The organism is Alterinioella sp., from assembly GCF_058343375.1.
Map to the genome: position 1 here is coordinate 16,283 of NZ_JBTUJH010000086.1, position 18,628 is coordinate 34,910.

Below are 18,628 nucleotides of genomic sequence, written 5' to 3' on the forward strand. Positions count from 1 at the left end.
GGGGACAAACAGAAAACCGGCGACCAACCCGCCCGAAATGGTCGGTCCGGCACCCAGGACTGCAAACAGGGCCAACGCAATCATCGCCTCAGGCCCGGTGCGCGCCGTCAGCCAGCGATCTGACGAAGCTCAGAACCTCGGCCACCGGCTTGCCCGCCGCGATCTCGCTGACAATGGCCGATCCGACGACCGCGCCATCGGCGATGCCGGCAATGGCCCGGGACATCTCCGGCGTGCGGATGCCAAAGCCCACGATGACCGGCAGATCGGTCTGCGATTTGATCCGCGCAACTTCCGGGGCGACATCGCCAGCCTCGGGGGCCGCGGCCCCGGTGATGCCGGTGATCGAGACGTAATAGACAAATCCGGAGGTGTTCTGCAGCACCTTCGGCAGGCGTTCATCATCGGTGGTGGGGGTTGCCAGCCGGATGAAATTCAGCCCCGCCGCCTGCGCCGGAATGCACAATTCGGCATCTTCTTCGGGCGGCAGGTCGACCACGATCAACCCGTCGATCCCGGCGGCTTTGGCCTCATCCAGAAACCGGTCGACGCCGCGGCTGTAGATCGGGTTGTAATAGCCCATCAGCACGATCGGCGTGGTGGTGTCGGTCTTGCGGAACTCGGTCGCCAGCGCAAGCGTCTTGAGCAGCGTCATGCCACCCGCCAGCGCCCGTTGCCCGGCCAGCTGGATGGTGGGGCCATCGGCCATCGGATCGGTAAAGGGAACCCCAAGCTCGATGATGTCAACGCCTGCGCCGGGCAGGCCCTTGACGATCTCCAGCGAGGTCTCGAAATCGGGATCACCCGCCATCACATAGGTCACAAAGGCCTTTTTGCCCGCCGCGTTCAGCCGCGCGAATGTGTCGTCGATCCGTGTCATATCGGTCCCCTGCCATCTCTCAGGCCCGGTTTGGCGAAAGCGGCGGCGGAAATCAATGGGCAGTCGGGCGGGCCGGTCGGGTCAGACCGGAATAATCGCGCGCGCTGTCGGCCGGATTATACGACAGCCACCGTTGCAGCGCCCCCGCCTTGGGCATAGAAGGCGCCGGTGATCAGCCAAGCGGAGTAAGCACATGGGTTTCAGAATGGGTATCGTCGGTCTGCCGAATGTCGGCAAATCGACGCTCTTCAATGCATTGACCCGGACCGCCGCCGCGCAGGCGGCCAATTTCCCCTTTTGCACGATCGAACCCAATGTCGGCGATGTCGCGGTGCCCGATGACCGTCTCGATACGCTGGCCGCGATTGCCGGATCGAAACAGATCATCCCGGCGCGGATGACCTTCGTCGATATCGCCGGCCTGGTGAAAGGCGCCTCACGCGGCGAAGGTCTGGGCAATCAGTTTCTCGCCACGATCCGCGAAACCGACGCCATCGCCCATGTGCTGCGCTGTTTCGAGGATGGCGATGTCACCCATGTCGAGGATCGCATCGACCCGATTGCCGATGCCGACACCATCGAGACCGAATTGATGCTGGCCGATATGGACAGTATCGAAAAGCGCCTGGTCAACATCACCCGCAAGCTGCGCGGCGGCGACAAGGACGCGGTGCAGCAGGAACGCCTGCTCCGGGCCGCGCTGACAATGCTGGAGAGCGGCAAACCGGCCCGCATGGTCGAGGTCGCCGCCGATGATGCCAAAGCCTGGAAGATGCTGCAACTGCTGACCGCCAAGCCCATCCTCTATGTCTGCAATGTCGATGAGGCCTCGGCCGCGTCCGGCAATGAATTCTCGGCCAAAGTGGCCAGGATGGCCGCCGATCAAGGTGCCGCGCATGTCGTGATCTCGGCCCGGATCGAAGAAGAGATCAGCCAGCTCGACCAGGATGAGGCGGCCATGTTCCTGGAGGAAATGGGGCTGGCAGAGGCGGGCCTCGACCGGCTGATCCGCGCCGGGTATGAATTGCTGCATCTGGAAACCTACTTCACCGTCGGCCCGAAAGAGGCCCGCGCCTGGACCATCCGCGCCGGCACCACCGCGCCGAAAGCCGCGGGCGTCATCCATGGCGATTTCGAACGCGGCTTCATCCGCGCCGAAACCATCGCCTTCCCCGATTACGTGGCCAACAAGGGCGAACAGGGCTCAAAAGACGCCGGCAAGATGCGCGCCGAGGGCAAGGCCTATGTGGTCAAGGATGGCGATGTGCTGCATTTCCTGTTCAATACCTGACGCGCCGCCGCCGCTTCCGGGCTGCGGGCACCGCTGCGCTCAGATCTGCGGCTGATCATGCCCCATGCGCCGGTCCGCTTCGGCACTGACATCATTCATGAACCCCTGCAGGTCCAGCGCCAGCGCTTCGGCCTGGCCGGGATGCAGCTTTCGCGGCACCGGGCACTCCCATTGCCGCCACAGCATTGTGATCTCGTTGAACGGTTTGGGAAACATCAGCCGGTCCCAGGTCGACCAGGTCCAGAACCGGCGGCAGGAAAAGGAAAAGACAAAGGTCGGGACCTGTGCGACCCGCGCCCATTGGATCGGGGTTGTCTTGGCGATGCGCGCCGGCCCCCTCGGACCATCGGGTGAAATCCCGATCGAGATGCCGGATTTCAATCCCTTGATGACGCTGCGCATTTCGGTGGTTCCCAATATGCCTTTGGGCATTGGAATGGTCTCATAGCCAAACCGCTGATGCAGCACACCAAACAGCCGTCCCGCCCGCGCGCTGGAGGTCAGGCTGCGGCATCGGGCCCGGTCGAAGCGGAACATGTAGGGTGTCATCACCAGCCGCTGGTGCCAGCAGACAATGATCACGCCACCATGATCATTGATCGCCTGCGCGACCGCGTCCCAGCCGTCCTCCTCAACGCGGGAACTGGCCTTGATCGCGCGTATCCAGGTGGAGAACAAGGCGGCCGCCACGCCCAGCGTGACCCGGTGGTTCAAAATGCGCCTGCGCAATGGCCTGAAAATATCGCCCCCCCAATTTCCAGATGATGCTCCTGGCGGGTGCATCTACCATGGGACCGTTTGGGTCAACGAAATTCGCGGGCCGGGCGGTCCTGGCCCTGGCATTGCGGCGGGAAATCCGGGCCGTATCCTGCGCCCGCGCCTTGACATCAAGACCGTGACGCGGCGGCAGGCGCTGGCGTGGTGGGATCGGCCGATTGACACCATCCCGCGCCCCATGAGGCCGCAATCTGCGCTGCCGGCCTGGCCACACTTGACGCGGCAGCGCAGAGTTTGGCCGCGTCCACGAACGGCTCTTGATTCCGGCTGGGCGATGGCATATCCGATGCCTCGGTCTAGGGGTGTAGCTCAGTTGGTAGAGCATCGGATTCCAAATCCGACGGCCGGGGGTTCGAGTCCCTCCGCCCCTGCCAGTTTTCCTTGTTTTTGTCCGCCGGCTCAGCCTGGCATTGCAAACTGGCACGCTCACCCGAAAGGGGCGGCGATGTCAGAGGAATTTCACCCCGATCATCTGGCGCGAATGGAGATGCTGAAAGACCTGACCGGGGCCAGCGTGGCCAACCTGGTGCCGGTGCCGGCCGACCGCCATGGCGCAGGCCGAACCGGTGCACGCGATCATCGCCGGATTTGGCTGCCATCGGCATCGCAGCCCGATCCTCGTGCGCCTCTCCACTCCGGACGAAGCGGCCTGTATCGCCTCGGGCGATTTCCCGCATCTGGCCGGGTTGAAGCAGGATTGACGCCAGAAAAGTGACACTTCTGTCATTTATAGCGCGTCGCGCCTGATCGGATTCGAGCATTCATCGGCCGGACCGAGGCAGCGTTCGTGCAATCGAATGCGTTCGGGTCGGCCGGTGAATTCGATTTGGCGCGACGCGCTCTAAAAGTGACACGGGCGTCATTTATTCGTGACAGATGCGTCATTTATTTGTGACGCCGGCGTCATTTTTTCTGTCTGGCATCCGCGAAGGCACCGCTTGCAACGGGGCGCGGCGATGCGTATATACCCCCGGTCAGACGCACGTAATTTCGGAAAATCCCCCATGGCCATGACCAACCCGCTTCAGTTCCTGCAACAGACCCGCTCGGAAATATCCAAGGTGGTCTGGCCGTCGCGCCGCGAGGTTCTGGTAACCACGCTGATGGTGTTTGCCCTGGCCATTGTCGGTGCCGCGTTCTTCTCCTTTGTCGATATCCTGATCCGCATGGGGCTGGAGCAGGTTCTGAGCCTTGGCGGCTGATCAAAGAAACCGTGGCTGAACCCCTTGATTCCCCGTTGTTTCAGGGATAGGTCACGCCTCAATTCCTATGAAATGGCGTGCGTCGATTCGTGATGTGCGCTGTTTTTTATTGGGGCCGATCAGGCAAGCCCTTGGGAACACATTGAATTTCGGGCCATTGGCCCACGCACGAGGAACGGGCTGCGATATGGCGAAACGGTGGTATTCGGTCTCTGTGCTCTCGAATTTCGAAAAGCGCATCGCCGAGCAGATCAAAACTGCCGTGGATGAGGGCGGTTTGCAGGACGAAATCGAAGAAGTGCTGGTCCCTGAAGAAGAAGTGATCGAGATCCGGCGCGGCAAGAAAGTGACCGTGCCGCGCCGGTTCATGCCGGGCTATGTTCTGGTCCGCATGGAGATGACCGACCGCGCCTATCACGCGATCAACTCGATCCAGCGCGTCACCGGATTTCTGGGCCCGCAAGGCCGCCCGATGCCGATGCGCGACGACGAAGTGAACTCGATTCTGAACCGGGTCGAAGAAGGCGAAGCCGCACCGCGCAACACGATCACCTATGAGATCGGCGAAAAAGTGAAGGTCAACGAAGGCCCGTTCGAAGATTTCGACGGCATGGTCGAGCAAGTTGATGACGAGAACCAGCGCCTCAAGGTGACGGTCTCGATCTTTGGTCGGGAAACCCCGGTCGAACTGGAATTCACGCAGGTCACGAAACAGACCTGACATACGCATTCGTGGGAGGCGAGGGGCACGCGTGCCCCGGACCGCACCACGCTAATCGAGAGGCCCGGAACGCGTTTCGGGCTTATAGGGTGGGTTTTCGGACCCGCCGATGACAAGAAGGAGAGGCCAGATGGCCAAGAAGCTTATCGGCAAGATGAAGCTGCAGATCCCTGCGGGCAAAGCCAACCCGTCGCCGCCCGTGGGCCCGGCGCTGGGTCAGCGCGGCATCAACATCATGGAGTTCTGCAAGGCGTTCAACGCCAAGACCCAGGATATGGAAGAAGGCGCGCCTTGCCCGACCATCATCAGCTATTATCAGGACAAGTCCTTTTCGATGGACATCAAGACGCCGCCTGCGTCGTATTTCCTGAAAAAAGCCGCCGGTCTGAAAAACGTCGGCAAACGCAACCGCCCCCGTGGCGCGGAACTGCCGGGTCGTGAGACCGTGGCCACCGTCACCGTCAAACAGGTGCGCCAGATTGCCGAGGCCAAGATGAAGGATCTGACCGCGAATGACATCGAAGCAGCGATGAAGATCATCGTCGGTTCGGCCAAATCGATGGGTATCGAGGTGAAAGGGTAAATCATGGCAAAGCTTGGAAAACGCACCCGCGCCGCCCGTGAGGCCTTCGCCGGCAAGAACAACATCACCGTCGAGGACGCCGTCGCCCTGGTCAAGGATAATGCCAAGGCCAAATTCGACGAAAGCATCGAGATCGCGATGAATCTGGGCGTCGATCCGCGCCATGCAGACCAGATGGTCCGCGGCACGGTCACCCTGCCCAACGGCACCGGCAAGACCGTTCGCGTCGCCGTGTTTGCCCGTGGCCCGAAGGCAGAAGAAGCCCAGGCCGCCGGGGCCGACATCGTCGGTGCCGAGGATCTGATGGAGGCGGTTCAGGCCGGCAAAATCGACTTTGAACGCTGCATTGCCACCCCCGACATGATGCCGATCGTCGGCCGTCTGGGCAAGGTTCTGGGCCCGCGCAACCTGATGCCGAACCCCAAGGTGGGCACGGTGACGATGGATGTGGCCGAGGCCGTGAAGGCGGCCAAGGGCGGTCAGGTTCAGTTCCGCGCCGAAAAGGCCGGTGTGGTTCATGCCGGTATCGGCAAGGCCAGCTTCAGCACGGAGCAATTGGTCGAAAACGTGCGCGCCTTTGTCGATGCCGTGTCGAAAGCCAAACCTGCCGGTGCCAAGGGGGCCTATATGGAGAAGGTGTCGCTGAGCTCGACCATGGGCCCAGGTGTGTCGGTGTCGATCGACAGCGCGACCGGCAACTGAGACCACCGGTGCGCCGCGGGCGCATCTTAACGAATTCCGGGCATGTCAGTGCCCGGATGACGGGGCCAGAATACCGGCCCCGTTCTGTCCGAGACGGAGGGTTGGGCGAAAGCCCGCTAATTCCTTCCTGAGATGGGAAGCGAGACCCAGGAATTTCCGAAGGGCACACCTTCGGGCGATCTTATGGCTCGGGACCCTGACTTGGACCCGAAGCGGTGGGGCAACCCACCATCAAGGGTCGGGGCAACCCGACATCAAGACTCGGGGCAACCCGATATTAAAGGTCGGGGTAACCCGATATTCATGAGCCGGGGGTTCGCCCCCAAATTGGAGTAATACTGTGGATAGAGCCCAGAAAGAGAAAGTGGTCGAGGAACTTGGCCAGATCTTCGAAAGCTCTGGCGTCGTCGTGGTCTCGCACTACGAAGGCCTCACGGTTGCCGAGATGCAGGATCTGCGCGCGCAAATGCGTGAAGCGGGTGGATCCGTTCGTGTCGCCAAGAACAGGCTCGCCAAGATCGCCCTTGAGGGAAAGCCGTGCGAAGGCATTGCCGACCTGATGACGGGCATGACCGTTCTGTCCTTTTCCGACGACCCCGTGGCAGCTGCCAAGGTCGCGGAAGCATATGCCAAGGCGAATGACAAATTTGTCATTCTTGGCGGTGCAATGGGCGAAACGGCACTGGATCCCGCCGGTGTGAAAGCCGTCGCAGCGATGCCATCCCGCGAGGAGCTCATTGCCTCCATCGTTGGCTGCATTGCGGCGCCTGCTGCAAACATCGCGGGGGCCATTGGCGCACCTGCATCGAACATCGCGAGCATCCTTTCGACCATCGAAGAGAAGGCGGAAGCCGCGTAACGCAACCTTTGAGACCGCATCGTAGGGCATGGCCCATACGACGTTGGAACACAAACCTAGAGACGGAACCTGTAATATGGCTGATCTGAAAGCACTCGCCGAAAGCATCGTCAACCTGACCCTGCTGGAAGCACAAGAACTGAAAACCATCCTCAAGGATGAGTATGGCATCGAGCCCGCCGCTGGCGGCGCCGTGATGATGGCAGCCGGTGGCGACGCCGGTGGCGAAGCCGCCGAAGAGCAAACCGAATTTGACGTGATCCTGAAGTCGCCCGGCGACAAGAAGATCAACGTCATCAAAGAGGTTCGTTCGATCACCGGGCTGGGCCTGAAAGAAGCAAAAGACCTGGTCGAAGCCGGCGGCAAAGCCGTCAAGGAAGGCGTCGACAAGGCCGAAGCAGAAGACATCAAGAGCAAGCTGGAAGCAGCTGGCGCAGAGGTCGAACTGAAGTGATTGCCATCCCGGCCGTTGCTGGCCGGGACGCGACATCAAATGGCTGGATCCGGGGGAAGCCCTCCGGGTCCGGCCAACCTCGTCTTAGCGAGGGCCCGCAAGATGGCGGGTCTTCTCTAAGGCGCGGTTCAATGGATCGGGAGCCTGCCGGTGGGACGGTGGGCACGAATTGGTCCGAACCCGCTGGTTTCAATGTGCGGCCGCGCCGGTGCCCCGACGGTGTGTGCAATACAAACGAAACGGAAAGGTGTTTGAGAGCATGGCTCAGACCTACGCAGGCCAGAAACGTATCCGCAAATTCTATGGCAAGATCGACGAAGTATTGGAGATGCCGAACCTGATCGAGGTTCAGAAATCCTCGTATGATCTGTTCCTGAAATCCGGTGATCAGGAAACCCCGACCGATGGCGACGGCATCAAAGGTGTCTTTCAATCGGTGTTCCCGATCAAGGATTTCAACGAGACCGCCGTGCTTGAATTCGTCAAGTATGAGCTGGAGCAGCCGAAATACGATGTTGAGGAATGCCAGCAGCGCGACATGACCTATGCCGCGCCGCTGAAGGTGACCCTGCGCCTGATCGTGTTTGATATCGACGAGGATACCGGTGCCAAATCGGTCAAGGATATCAAGGAACAGGACGTGTTCATGGGCGACATGCCCCTGATGACGCCCAACGGCACCTTTGTCGTGAACGGCACCGAGCGCGTCATCGTTTCCCAGATGCACCGCAGCCCCGGCGTGTTCTTTGACCATGACAAGGGCAAGACGCACAGCTCGGGCAAACTGCTGTTTGCCTGCCGCATCATCCCCTATCGCGGCTCGTGGCTGGATTTCGAGTTTGACGCCAAGGACATCGTATTCGCGCGCATCGACCGGCGCCGCAAACTGCCTGTCACCACGCTGCTTTATGCCATGGGTATGGATCAGGAAGGCATCATGGATGCCTATTATGACACCGTGACCTTCCGGCTTGAGAAAAACCAGGGCTGGGCCACCAAGTTCTTTCCCGAACGCGTGCGCGGCACCCGCCCGACCTATGATCTTGTTGACGCCGCCACCGGCGAAGTGATTGCCGAGGCAGCGAAGAAGATCACCCCGCGCGCGGTCAAGAAACTGATCGACGAAGGGACCGTGACCGAGCTGCTGTTGCCGTTCGACCAGATCATCGGCCGCTATGTTGCCAAGGACATCATCAACGAGGAAACCGGCGCGATCTATGTCGAGGCCGGCGATGAGCTGACCTGGGAGCTGGACAAGGAAGGCGAAGTGACCGGCGGCACGCTGAAGGAGCTGCTGGATGCGGGCTATACCGAGATCCCGGTTCTGGACATCGACAATATCAATGTCGGCCCCTACATGCGCAACACCATGGCCGTCGACAAGAATCTGGGCCGCGATACCGCGCTGATGGATATCTACCGGGTCATGCGCCCGGGCGAGCCGCCCACCGTGGATGCGGCTTCGGGCCTGTTTGATCAGCTGTTCTTTGACAGCGAGCGCTATGACCTCAGCGCCGTCGGCCGGGTCAAGATGAACATGCGTCTGGCGCTGGATGCCGAAGATACGATCCGCACGCTGCGCAAGGAAGACATTGTCGCCTGTATCAAGGCGCTGGTCATGCTGCGCGATGGCAAGGGCGATATCGACGATATCGACCATCTCGGCAACCGCCGGGTGCGTTCGGTCGGCGAGCTGATGGAAAATCAGTATCGCGTCGGCCTGTTGCGCATGGAACGCGCCATCAAGGAACGCATGTCATCCGTCGAGATCGACACGGTGATGCCGCAGGATCTGATCAACGCCAAACCGGCGGCGGCGGCAGTGCGCGAATTCTTTGGCTCCAGCCAGCTTAGCCAATTCATGGACCAGACCAACCCGCTGTCTGAAGTGACCCATAAACGCCGCCTGTCGGCGCTTGGGCCGGGCGGTCTGACCCGTGAACGGGCCGGGTTCGAAGTGCGCGACGTGCACCCGACCCATTATGGCCGGATGTGTCCCATTGAGACGCCGGAAGGGCCGAACATTGGCCTGATCAACAGCCTTGCCACCTATGCGCGGGTGAATAAATACGGCTTCATCGAGACGCCGTATCGCAGGGTCGTTGACGCCCAGGTGACCGACGAAGTTCAGTATATGTCGGCGACCGAGGAAATGCGCCATACCGTGGCGCAGGCCAACGCAACGCTGGACGAGAATGGCAGGTTCATCAACGAACTGGTGAACACCCGCCGCTCGGGCGAATATACGATGAGCCCGCGTGACAATGTGGACCTGATCGATGTCAGCCCCAAGCAGCTGGTTTCGGTTGCCGCCTCGCTGATTCCGTTTCTGGAAAACGACGACGCCAACCGCGCTCTGATGGGGTCGAACATGCAGCGTCAGGCAGTGCCTTTGTTGCAGGCGGATGCGCCGTTTGTGGGCACCGGGATCGAGGCTGTCGTGGCCAAGGATTCGGGCGCGGCCATCATGGCCAAACGCGGCGGTGTGATCGACCAGGTCGATGCACAGCGGATCGTCGTGCGCGCCACTGAGGATCTGGAGCTGGGCGATGCCGGTGTCGATATCTACCGCCTGCGCAAATTCCAGCGTTCCAACCAGAACACCTGCATCAACCAGCGTCCGCTGGTGAAGGTGGGTGACAAGGTCAGCAAGGATGAAGTGATTGCCGATGGCCCCTCCACCGATATGGGGGAACTGGCGCTTGGCAAGAACATCATCGTCGCGTTCATGCCGTGGAATGGCTACAACTATGAGGACTCGATCCTGATCTCCGAGCGCATTGCCCGCGATGACGTCTTTACCTCGATCCATATCGAGGAATTCGAGGTCGCCGCCCGCGATACCAAGCTGGGACCGGAAGAGATCACCCGCGACATCCCCAATGTCGGTGAGGAAGCGCTGCGCAACCTCGATGAGGCCGGCATCGTCTATATCGGCGCGGAGGTCGAGCCGGGCGATATCATGGTCGGCAAGATCACCCCCAAGGGCGAAAGCCCGATGACGCCGGAGGAAAAACTGCTGCGCGCCATCTTTGGCGAAAAAGCCAGCGACGTGCGCGATACGTCATTGCGGGTCAAGCCGGGTGATTTCGGCACCGTGGTCGAGGTGCGCGTCTTTAACCGCCATGGTGTGGAGAAAGACGAGCGTGCGCTTCAGATCGAGCGTGAGGAAGTGGAGCGTCTGAGCCGTGACCGCGACGACGAGCTGCATATTCTGGAACGCAACATCTATGCCCGCCTGAAGGGCATGATCCTTGGCAAATCCGCCGTGAAGGGGCCAAAGGGCGTCAAGTCGAATTCGGAGATCACCGAAGAATTGCTGGAGACACTGAGCCGTGGCCAGTGGTGGCAGCTGGCGCTGGGCGACGAACAGGACGCCGCCCAGGTCGAGGCGTTGAACGAACAGTTCGACATCCAGAAACGCGCGCTTGATCACCGGTTCGAGGACAAGGTCGAGAAAGTGCGCCGGGGCGATGATCTGCCGCCGGGTGTGATGAAGATGGTCAAGGTGTTCATCGCGGTGAAGCGCAAGCTGCAGCCGGGTGACAAGATGGCCGGGCGTCACGGCAACAAGGGCGTGATTTCCAAGGTCGTGCCGATGGAGGACATGCCGTTCCTCGCCGATGGCACCCCGGTTGATTTCGTGCTGAACCCGCTTGGTGTTCCCAGCCGGATGAATGTCGGTCAGATCCTGGAAACCCATATGGGCTGGGCCGCGCGCGGCATGGGGCTGAAAATCGACGAGGCGCTTGGCGAATACCGCCGGTCGGGCGACATGACCCCGGTGCGCGACGCCATGAAGATCGCCTATGGCGGCGTCTATGACGAAATCATGGTCGATATGGACGAGGATCGTCTGGTCGAAGTGGCCGGCAATGTCACCAAAGGCGTTCCGATTGCCACGCCGGTGTTTGACGGTGCCAAGGAGGCCGATATCAATGATGCCCTGACCCGGGCCGGGTTTGACACCTCGGGCCAGTCGGACCTGTTTGATGGCCGCACCGGTGAACAGTTTTCCCGTCAGGTGACGGTGGGTGTGAAATACCTGCTGAAACTGCATCACCTGGTCGATGACAAGATCCACGCGCGCTCTACCGGGCCTTACAGCCTTGTCACGCAGCAGCCTCTGGGTGGCAAAGCCCAGTTCGGCGGCCAGCGTTTCGGGGAAATGGAGGTCTGGGCGCTGGAGGCATATGGCGCGGCTTACACGCTGCAAGAGATGCTGACGGTGAAATCCGATGACGTGGCGGGCCGGACCAAGGTTTACGAGTCGATCGTCAAGGGTGAGGATAATTTCGAGGCCGGCGTGCCGGAATCGTTCAACGTTCTCGTCAAGGAAGTGCGGGGCCTCGGCCTCAACATGGAACTCCTGGATGCGGAGGAGGAAGAGTGACGGAAAAAGCGCCTTTGAAGGCGCTTTTCGAAGGCGCGTTGACGCGCCTTCCCCCCTCTTCACCGACGCACAGCCTGAGAAAGGTCAAGACATGAACCAGGAAATCACCAACAACCCGTTCAACCCGCTGGCCCCCCAGAAAGTGTTCGACGAAATCAAGATCTCTCTGGCCAGCCCCGAGCGGATCCTCAGCTGGTCTTACGGCGAGATCAAGAAGCCCGAGACCATCAACTACCGCACGTTCAAGCCTGAGCGTGATGGCCTCTTTTGTGCCCGCATCTTTGGCCCGGTCAAGGATTACGAATGCCTGTGCGGCAAATACAAGCGGATGAAATATCGCGGCGTCGTCTGCGAGAAATGCGGTGTCGAGGTTACGCTGCAAAAGGTCCGCCGCGAACGCATGGGCCATATCGAGCTGGCCGCACCGGTGGCCCATATCTGGTTCCTGAAATCGCTGCCCTCGCGGATCGGGTTGATGCTGGACATGACCCTGCGCGATCTGGAGCGGATCCTCTATTTCGAGAACTACGTCGTCATTGAGCCCGGCCTGACCGACCTGACCTATGGCCAGTTGATGAACGAAGAAGAGTTCATGGACGCCCAGGATGCCTATGGCATGGACGCGTTCCAGGCCAATATCGGTGCCGAAGCCATCCGTGAGATGCTGCAGGCCATCGATCTGGAACAGGAAGCCGCGACGCTGCGCGAAGACCTGAAAGTTGCCACCGGTGAGCTGAAGCCCAAGAAAATCATCAAGCGGCTGAAAATCGTCGAGAGCTTCCTGGAATCGGGCAACCGCCCGGAATGGATGATCCTGACCGTGATCCCGGTCATTCCGCCGGAACTGCGCCCGCTGGTGCCGCTGGATGGCGGTCGCTTTGCGACATCGGACCTGAACGATCTCTATCGCCGGGTGATCAACCGCAACAACCGCCTGAAGCGGCTGATCGAGTTGCGCGCGCCCGACATCATCATCCGCAACGAAAAGCGGATGTTGCAGGAATCTGTCGATGCGCTGTTTGACAATGGCCGTCGCGGTCGCGTCATCACCGGGGCCAACAAGCGGCCGCTGAAATCGCTTTCCGATATGCTGAAAGGCAAGCAGGGCCGGTTCCGGCAGAACCTGTTGGGCAAGCGGGTCGATTTCTCGGGCCGGTCCGTCATTGTGACGGGTCCCGAATTGCGGCTGCATCAATGCGGGTTGCCGAAAAAGATGGCGCTGGAGCTGTTCAAACCCTTCATCTATTCGCGGCTGGAGGCCAAGGGCCTGTCCAGCACCGTGAAACAGGCCAAGAAGCTGGTCGAAAAAGAGCGCCCCGAAGTGTGGGACATTCTCGATGAGGTGATCCGCGAACATCCGGTGATGCTGAACCGGGCACCGACGCTGCACCGGCTTGGCATTCAGGCGTTCGAGCCGGTGCTGATTGAGGGCAAGGCCATCCAGCTGCACCCGCTGGTCTGTTCCGCCTTCAACGCCGATTTCGACGGCGACCAGATGGCCGTGCATGTGCCGCTGAGCCTTGAGGCACAGCTGGAAGCCCGCGTTTTGATGATGTCGACGAACAACGTTTTGTCGCCCGCCAACGGCGCCCCCATTATCGTGCCGTCGCAGGATATGGTTCTGGGCCTTTATTACCTGACGCTTGAGCGCAAGGGCATGAAGGGCGAGGGCATGGCGTTTTCCGATATCGACGAGGTGAGCCACGCGCTGAATGCCGGTGAAGTGCATCTGCACGCCAAGATCCAGGCCCGCATTGCCCAGATTGATGACGAAGGCAACGAGATCAGCAAACGCTTTGAGACCACACCGGGCCGCCTGAAACTGGGCGAGCTTTTGCCACTGAATGCCAAGGCACCGTTCGACCTGGTCAACCGGCTGATGAAAAAGGGCCAGGTTCAGGAAGTGATCGACACCGTCTACCGCTATTGCGGCCAGAAGGAGAGCGTCATTTTCTGCGACAAGATCATGGGGCTGGGTTTCCGCGAGGCCTGCAAGGCCGGGATCTCGTTTGGCAAGGATGACATGGTCATTCCCGACACCAAATGGGAAATTGTCGATGGCGTGCGCGAGCAGGTCAAAGGCTTTGAGCGGCAATATATGGACGGGTTGATTACCCAGGGCGAGAAATACAACAAGGTCATTGATGCCTGGTCGAAATGTAACGATCAGGTCACCGCCGCCATGATGGAAACGATCTCGTCCAAAAAATTCGACGAAAGCGGCGTCGAGCAGGAGCCGAACTCGGTCTATATGATGGCCGATTCCAAGGCTCGTGGCTCGGTCACGCAGATGAAGCAGTTGGGCGGTATGCGCGGGTTGATGGCCAAACCTTCGGGCGAGATCATCGAAACGCCGATCATCTCGAACTTCAAGGAAGGTCTGACCGTTCTGGAATATTTCAACTCCACCCACGGGGCGCGCAAAGGCCTGTCGGACACGGCGTTGAAAACCGCGAATTCGGGCTATCTGACCCGGCGTCTGGTTGACGTGGCGCAGGATTGCATCGTGCGTCTGGTCGATTGCGGCACCTCGCGATCCATCACCACCGAAGCGGCAACCCGTGATGGTGAGGTCGTGTCATCGCTGGCCGAACGCATTCTGGGCCGGACGGCAGCCGAAGATGTGCTGGTTCCCGGCACTGATGAGGTTCTGCTGACTGAGGGTGAGCTGATCGACGAACGCAAGGCCGAAGCGGTTGACAAGGCCGGTGTTGCGCAGATGCGGATCCGGTCGCCGCTGACCTGCGAGTCCGAGGAAGGCGTTTGTGCCACCTGCTATGGCCGGGACCTCGCGCGCGGCACGCGCGTGAATACGGGCGAAGCGGTGGGTATCATCGCGGCGCAATCCATCGGTGAACCCGGCACGCAGCTGACAATGCGGACCTTCCACATCGGTGGGGTGGCCCAGGGTGGTCAGCAATCGTTCCAGGAAGCGGGGCAGGAAGGCAAGATCGAGTTCCGCAATGCCAGCCTTCTGGCCAATGAGGCCGGAGAACAGGTTGTCATGGGGCGCAACATGCAATTGGTCATTGTCGATGACCAGGGCGAGGAACGCGCCAGCTTCAAGCTCAGCTATGGCTCCAAGGTCCATGTTGCTGAGGGCGCATCTGTCGCACTTGGCGATCGTCTTTATGAATGGGACCCCTATACCCTGCCGATCATCGCCGAAAAGCCAGGCACGGTGAAGTTCGTGGATCTGATCAGCGGCATTTCGGTGCGGGACGATACCGATGATGCGACCGGCATGACGCAAAAGATCGTGTCGGACTGGCGATCGGCCCCGAAAGGCAACGAGCTGAAACCAGAGGTCATGATCATCGGCGAAGATGGCGAACCGATGCGCAACGATCTGGGCAATCCGGTGATCTACGCCATGTCGGTTGACGCGATCCTGTCGGTCGAGGACGGCCAGCAGGTGCCGGCCGGTGAGGTTATCGCGCGGATCCCGCGTGAGGGGGCCAAGACCAAGGATATCACCGGTGGTCTGCCGCGTGTGGCGGAACTGTTTGAAGCCCGTCGTCCGAAAGATCACGCAATCATCGCCGAAAAGGATGGTTATGTGAAGTTTGGCCGCGACTTCAAGAACAAGCGCCGCATCGCGATTGTTCCGGCCGACGAAGCGCAGGAGCCGGTGGAATACATGGTGCCCAAGGGCAAGCACATCCCCGTGGCCGAGGGTGATTTCGTCCAGAAGGGCGACTATATCATGGATGGCAACCCGGCCCCGCATGACATTCTGCGGATCCTGGGGATCGAAGCGCTGGCCAATTACCTGATCGACGAGGTGCAGGATGTCTACCGTCTGCAGGGCGTGAAGATCAACGACAAGCATATCGAGGTGATCGTGCGCCAGATGCTGCAAAAATGGGAGATCCAGGATTCAGGAGAAACCACGCTGCTGAAGGGCGAGAACGTCGATAAGGCCGAGTTTGACGAAGCCAATGAGAAGGCGATTGCCAAAGGCGGACGTCCGGCCACGGGCGAGCCGATCCTTCTGGGGATCACCAAGGCCAGCCTGCAAACCCGGTCGTTCATCTCGGCGGCATCGTTCCAGGAAACCACCCGCGTGCTGACCGAGGCATCGGTGCAGGGCAAGCGTGACAAGCTGGTCGGCCTGAAGGAAAACGTCATCGTCGGGCGTCTCATTCCGGCCGGCACCGGTGGCGCGACGCAGCAGGTTCGCAAGATTGCGCAGGAACGCGATCTGAAGGTGATCGAGGAAGCCCGCGCCCAGGCCGAAGCTGCCGCCGCATTGGCCGCACCCGAGCCCGATCCGGCCGAGGAGGGTCTCTTCAAGAAGCCGGTATCCGAGGATGAATAACCTCTGCGCCATCTGACAAGAAAACCCCCGCCGGTGAAAACTGGCGGGGGTTTTTCATTTGCGCCGGATAAACCGGCAGCAGGTGATGACCCGGTCAGAAAGATGAACCGTCAGGCCACCGCAGGCTCGCCCCCGAAATGCGCCCAAAACTCATCGCGGGCATTGCTGCGCGGGAACTCCGTGCCGGGGGCGGCCACACCAAGGAAACGGCACAGCGGATCCCAGCCATCCGACGGCGTGAAGATCAGCAGCCGGTCGGCCGGGATGGTGGCGCGGACTTTTTCATTGTTGCGCCGATAGGCGGCGATCGAGGTGTCCCGGTCCAGCCCGCCGAACACATCTTTCACAAGAAGCTTGTCCATCGTTTCGAATATGGCCGCGATCGGTGGCGGCAGGGGCAGGCTTTCACGATGGGCAAAGAACTTGCCGATTGTGGTTGAATAGCTGGCCCACCAGTCATCCTCGGGGCGTTCGGTATGGATCACCCTGGCATCGGGAAAGGCGATGGCAAGCTGGTGCCAGACCGCGGCACCGGGAAAATCGACCTGGCTGGTATAATCGGCAAAGACCTCTGCCCAATCCAGGTCCACACCCTTGGCAAGATCGGCCCAAAAGGCGGGCTGGGCCGGGTGTCCCATCACCTCGACCATGTGATGGCAGGGGCCAAAGCCCAATTCCTCGAGCGCCATTTTTGTTGACATCGTGCCTGTCCGGCCAAAGCCGGAGCCAATGATTTTCAATCCCATCGGAACGGGTCCTTTTCTGCTGAATGAATGTTGGTGCACTTTCGGAAAAACCTGCATCCCTGAACGCTGCCTGAAATCCTGGATTTCACCGCGTTAGGTGATACATCATGCCCCAGCTATTCCGAGAAGTGCCTTAGGTTGTGATGTGGGGCCAGATTGCGCCAACCCGCCACAGCCTGCAAACGAAAGGTTTTCAGCGGTCATGAAGGAAATTCAGCTACACCGGATCGACCTGAATCTGCTGGTGGTTTTCGAGGCCCTGATGGTGGAAGGCAGCGTCGCGGCTGCGGCCGGGAAACTGGGAAAGACGCCCTCGGCCGTCAGCCATGCGCTGGCGCGGCTGCGCGAGCAGGTGGGCGATCCGCTGATGGTCAAGGTTGGCGGGCGCATGCAGCCAAGCCCCTTTGCCATGACCCTGATCGAAGATGTGCGCCCGATCCTGCGCGCCATCAAGCGTATCCTTGCCCTGCCAGAGCCGTTTGATCCCGCCACCAGCGACCGGGTTTTTCGCGTAGCCTGCCCGATTTCGGGGCGGTTTTTGTCCGAGGTCATGAACCGGGTTCATCGCGCCGCCCCCGGGGTCAAGCTGGAATGGCTCTCGGCACCGCGCCAGGTCTATGCCGCCACCGCTGAAGGGTTGGTCGATATCGCCCATCTGGGCGGCGAAACCCGGCTGCCGGACGGGTTGGACGAGATCGAGGTTCCGAGTTTTCAATGGACGAGTTTCATGCGCGCGGGCCATCCGGCGCTGTCTGATTGGGGGGCTGAAGCCTGGTCAAGCTACGGCCATGTGCAGGTGAGTATTGCCAATGACTCGCCCAGCCCCCTGGAAAATCATACCGGTGCCCGGCCGCCGGAGCGGCATGTTGGCGCTATGATTTCGGAATTTTCCAGCCTGGGGCCGTTGCTGGCGCGCAGCGATCTCATTGGCACGTTTCCCCGGGTTCTGATGGCCTGGGACATGGAAACCTACGATCTGCAACCGCGGATCCCCCCGATATCGCTGCCGCCATTTCGAACCCGCTTTTTCTGGTCGTCGCGATTGGCAAATGATCCGGCTTCTAAATGGATCAGGGGTATCGTGTTGGATGCCTATTGCGAGGTTCATCACGAGGCCAACGCCCGGGTGGAGCGGGTTCTCGCCCTTGCCGGGGGTCAATAGGGGCTGACCCATGGCGCGGATTACCCAACTGATCTGAAAAAAAGCCCCCGCCGGTGAACACGGGCGGGGGGCTGTTGGTTTGGGGTGGGGCGGAACCAAGGGATCCCGCCCCTGAGCGTCTGGCCATCCCCGGAATATGTCCCGACGCGGCCAGACCGGGCTATTCGCCAAGCGCGCGTTTGCGTTCCTCGAACTCGTCGCGCTCAATCTCACCGCGTGCAAAGCGGTCCCTGAGAATATCGAGAGGGGCCTTGCCGGGCAGGGGCGCTGCCCCCGTGCCCTGACCGGGGGCCGCCCCGATCCAGCGCACTGCCAGGACGATCAGAGCGACGATACCGGCGAGGAAAAGGATCATCATCAGCGGCCCCAGGAACATCCACCCGCCACTGCTCCACATATGCGGTTCATACCCGTAGAGGGGCCGGATATCGGTTTGCGCCCAGGCTGCCACTGAAAGGGCGGGCAGGGCGATGGTTGAAAGGAGGAAGGGTTTCATGATCTGCTCCTTGATCTGTAAAGTCCGAGACATTTTCGGGC

At 60.6% G+C, this 18,628-nt stretch carries 15 protein-coding genes and 1 tRNA gene; 12 read left to right on the plus strand and 4 right to left on the minus strand.

Features of this window, described 5'->3' with window-relative positions:
- Window positions 1–88 precede the first annotated feature (88 nt).
- Entirely contained in the window at window positions 89–880 is a 792-nt protein-coding gene (trpA, locus tag ACW8PS_RS12065) for a tryptophan synthase subunit alpha (protein WP_491527691.1), read from the minus strand.
- A gap of 193 nt (window positions 881–1,073) precedes the next feature.
- Between trpA and ychF the strand changes: the two genes are divergently transcribed.
- Complete coding sequence (gene ychF / locus ACW8PS_RS12070) at window positions 1,074–2,171, plus strand: redox-regulated ATPase YchF (protein WP_491527692.1); 1,098 nt, start codon at window positions 1,074–1,076, stop codon at window positions 2,169–2,171.
- A 39-nt stretch (window positions 2,172–2,210) separates the two neighbouring features.
- Here the strand turns inward: ychF and ACW8PS_RS12075 are convergent, their stop codons facing one another.
- A complete protein-coding gene (locus tag ACW8PS_RS12075; RefSeq protein ID WP_491527693.1) occupies window positions 2,211–2,885 on the minus strand; it encodes a lysophospholipid acyltransferase family protein in 675 nt (224 codons plus the stop codon).
- 361 nt (window positions 2,886–3,246) lie between these two features.
- Between ACW8PS_RS12075 and ACW8PS_RS12080 the strand changes: the two genes are divergently transcribed.
- The 10 genes from ACW8PS_RS12080 (at window position 3,247) to rpoC (ending at window position 16,183) form a co-directional block, all read left to right on the plus strand.
- Window positions 3,247–3,322: transfer RNA gene (locus tag ACW8PS_RS12080), tRNA-Trp, on the plus strand.
- A 174-nt stretch (window positions 3,323–3,496) separates the two neighbouring features.
- Window positions 3,497–3,649: a hypothetical protein gene (locus ACW8PS_RS12085; protein ID WP_491527694.1), complete on the plus strand. Its 153-nt coding sequence runs from the start codon at window positions 3,497–3,499 to the stop codon at window positions 3,647–3,649.
- Between the two features lie 303 nt (window positions 3,650–3,952).
- Window positions 3,953–4,150: a preprotein translocase subunit SecE gene (gene secE / locus ACW8PS_RS12090; RefSeq protein ID WP_491527695.1), complete on the plus strand. Its 198-nt coding sequence runs from the start codon at window positions 3,953–3,955 to the stop codon at window positions 4,148–4,150.
- Window positions 4,151–4,337: 187 nt separating this feature from the next.
- Window positions 4,338–4,871 (plus strand): transcription termination/antitermination protein NusG, encoded by a 534-nt coding sequence (gene nusG / locus ACW8PS_RS12095; RefSeq protein WP_491527697.1) that lies wholly within the window; start codon window positions 4,338–4,340, stop codon window positions 4,869–4,871.
- 130 nt (window positions 4,872–5,001) lie between these two features.
- The gene (gene rplK / locus ACW8PS_RS12100) at window positions 5,002–5,454 is read left to right on the plus strand and encodes a 50S ribosomal protein L11 (protein WP_491527698.1); all 453 of its coding nucleotides are present in this window, start codon (window positions 5,002–5,004) and stop codon (window positions 5,452–5,454) included.
- 3 nt (window positions 5,455–5,457) lie between these two features.
- Window positions 5,458–6,156 carry a 50S ribosomal protein L1 gene (gene rplA, locus ACW8PS_RS12105; protein ID WP_491527699.1) on the plus strand — a complete coding sequence of 233 codons (699 nt, stop codon included), beginning with the start codon at window positions 5,458–5,460 and terminating at the stop codon, window positions 6,154–6,156.
- 340 nt (window positions 6,157–6,496) lie between these two features.
- Complete coding sequence (gene rplJ / locus ACW8PS_RS12110; protein ID WP_491527700.1) at window positions 6,497–7,015, plus strand: 50S ribosomal protein L10; 519 nt, start codon at window positions 6,497–6,499, stop codon at window positions 7,013–7,015.
- 76 nt (window positions 7,016–7,091) lie between these two features.
- A complete protein-coding gene (rplL, locus tag ACW8PS_RS12115; protein WP_491527702.1) occupies window positions 7,092–7,469 on the plus strand; it encodes a 50S ribosomal protein L7/L12 in 378 nt (125 codons plus the stop codon).
- Window positions 7,470–7,728: 259 nt separating this feature from the next.
- Complete coding sequence (gene rpoB, locus ACW8PS_RS12120) at window positions 7,729–11,862, plus strand: DNA-directed RNA polymerase subunit beta (protein WP_491527703.1); 4,134 nt, start codon at window positions 7,729–7,731, stop codon at window positions 11,860–11,862.
- A gap of 91 nt (window positions 11,863–11,953) precedes the next feature.
- Window positions 11,954–16,183: a DNA-directed RNA polymerase subunit beta' gene (gene rpoC / locus ACW8PS_RS12125; protein ID WP_491527704.1), complete on the plus strand. Its 4,230-nt coding sequence runs from the start codon at window positions 11,954–11,956 to the stop codon at window positions 16,181–16,183.
- 110 nt (window positions 16,184–16,293) lie between these two features.
- Here the strand turns inward: rpoC and ACW8PS_RS12130 are convergent, their stop codons facing one another.
- Window positions 16,294–16,929 (minus strand): sulfotransferase family protein, encoded by a 636-nt coding sequence (locus ACW8PS_RS12130; protein ID WP_491527705.1) that lies wholly within the window; start codon window positions 16,927–16,929, stop codon window positions 16,294–16,296.
- Window positions 16,930–17,131: 202 nt separating this feature from the next.
- Here ACW8PS_RS12130 and ACW8PS_RS12135 point away from each other — a divergent pair, with 202 nt between their 5' ends.
- A complete protein-coding gene (locus ACW8PS_RS12135; protein WP_491527706.1) occupies window positions 17,132–18,091 on the plus strand; it encodes a LysR family transcriptional regulator in 960 nt (319 codons plus the stop codon).
- Window positions 18,092–18,251: 160 nt separating this feature from the next.
- On the opposite strand, the gene ACW8PS_RS12140 is transcribed toward ACW8PS_RS12135, so the two are convergent.
- Complete coding sequence (locus tag ACW8PS_RS12140; protein WP_491527707.1) at window positions 18,252–18,587, minus strand: SHOCT domain-containing protein; 336 nt, start codon at window positions 18,585–18,587, stop codon at window positions 18,252–18,254.
- Between the last annotated feature and the right edge of the window lie 41 nt (window positions 18,588–18,628).